The organism is Vibrio sp. 2134-1 (assembly GCF_033339495.1).
This window is the reverse complement of the sequence record NZ_JAWOUS010000074.1, coordinates 1-1,728: the sequence shown is the minus strand read 5'-3', so window position 1 is coordinate 1,728 and position 1,728 is coordinate 1. Positions and strand designations below refer to the sequence as shown.

The window sequence follows — 1,728 nt, the reverse complement described above, 5'->3', positions numbered from 1 at the left end:
GTTTATATGACATCAAAAGAACACTTTAAACCAATACCATGTCATGCAGACTACCTAAAGAGACTTTCTAACCCATACGGGATGAAATGTAAACGACTGCTTGATGACTTTGAGCGTTACTCTAAAATCGGGAAAGTCGATTTATATAGCGTGAGTCTTACAGGCCTTTATCTAACCAGTAGTTTATACCACAAGGCTGGAGACATAGAATCTAGTCTTAGAGCAATGGATATGCATCAGTACTTTGATATTAAATTAGTACAGTCACAGCTATTGAGTGATGGAGATACGATTTCGGTTGTGCTCCCCAAAGCGGAGGTCACTCTAGTAGCAAAGAAAGATGAATACAATGGTCTTGAAGGTGCGCTATATCTAACCTACTTAAGTTGGCTATCTTTATTCTGTGAGCAGGTGAGTGACATCGAGTACCTTGCCAACCTAGCCGACCACCCAAACACTGAGTGGTATAATGTTCGGTCTCGTACCTTCTTTGAGCTCCAAATGGTTATGCTCGGAATAAAATCTGGTGACGTTAAGTCGTTAATTCAGAAGTTCATTGATGTAAGTACTCCTGAGTATCTTGAGGGTTTAGCCTTTGAACACGCAAACCTTGTCGATTTGCCAACGATTAATGTGATGACAAAAGTTCTAAACAAATCAGGTTGTGGTGAAGCGGAATATCAACAAGCGATGTATGAAGCGGTCAAAGGGCACCACAAGTATTGGAGTCAAAAAAAGTTAAAGGAAGAGCGTGTAGGCTATTTTGCTATGCCGTTACTGGCACTGGCAAAGCTTACTTACCAGAAATACGGTTTTCGCTTAGGGTTTGAAACGGATTATGTTCCAGAAGCGTTCTACACCCGTAATATGCCCGAGCCGAGCTATAGCTTTTTAGATATTTACAAATCGTAGTTAGTTAACAAACTGTTTAAGAGTGATTCGCAACGCGTGGCATTTTTACTATGCGTTGCGTTTGGTGTTTAAGGTGGTTTGCGGCAGCTCTTGTATTGCGTTGCTCACACCTTAACAGGGCGTTAGTCGCCAGATAAAGCTAGCAATCAAAATCATGTTTCTGAGCTCAAAGTTTAGCAGCTGTTTGTTTGGTATACAGATTCATCGTTGATGGTCAAAACTCAGTTTCAGCTGTTTAAAGTCCAAAGTTTTGTAACTGTCCTCGCGGTTGTTTTGTTCTTTGGTGGTGACATAGCAGGGCAATCGAGAATTTGTTTTTGGTTGCAACTTTACTCGGTGAGTTTGGTGGTTCAAAAGCTGATTTATTCGCTGAAATGACGTTTTCTCTGGTGTGGTAAGTTCCACGTGGCTTCAGTGACTTTGTTGAAAGTCAGCACTGTGAGATTGGCTTTCCAAAAGCGCTTTTTGGTGTTGTCAGTCCGTTTTCTACGGAGTTGTTTGTTCTAAGTGGTTTCATTGAGTAGCCGCTTTGAGACTACGCCTGACTTAAATGCATCAAAGCACATAAAGTTTGTTGTTCGCAAAGTTTAGTTCGGCTTAAAATTGGCGCTCGGTGCCTCGCGACTAACAAACTGCTCAAGAGGGATTCGCAACGCGTGGCATTTTTACTATGCGTTGAATTTAGTGATCAAGGTGGTATGCGGCGGCTTCGGTATTGCGTTGCTCACCCCTTAGCAGAGCGTTATGTGCTTGGAGGAATTAATATGCAAAAGAAGCAAATTGCAAAATACATATTATTTTTCCTTGGTATTGGAA

The 1,728-nt window shown here is 41.6% G+C and carries 1 protein-coding gene; it reads left to right on the top strand.

What is annotated here, in order from left to right:
* Positions 1 to 912, top strand: a 912-nt coding sequence (locus R7R78_RS23915; protein ID WP_225474353.1) for an Imm49 family immunity protein, incomplete at its 5' end; no start/stop codon positions are given.
* Between the last annotated feature and the right edge of the window lie 816 nt (positions 913 to 1,728).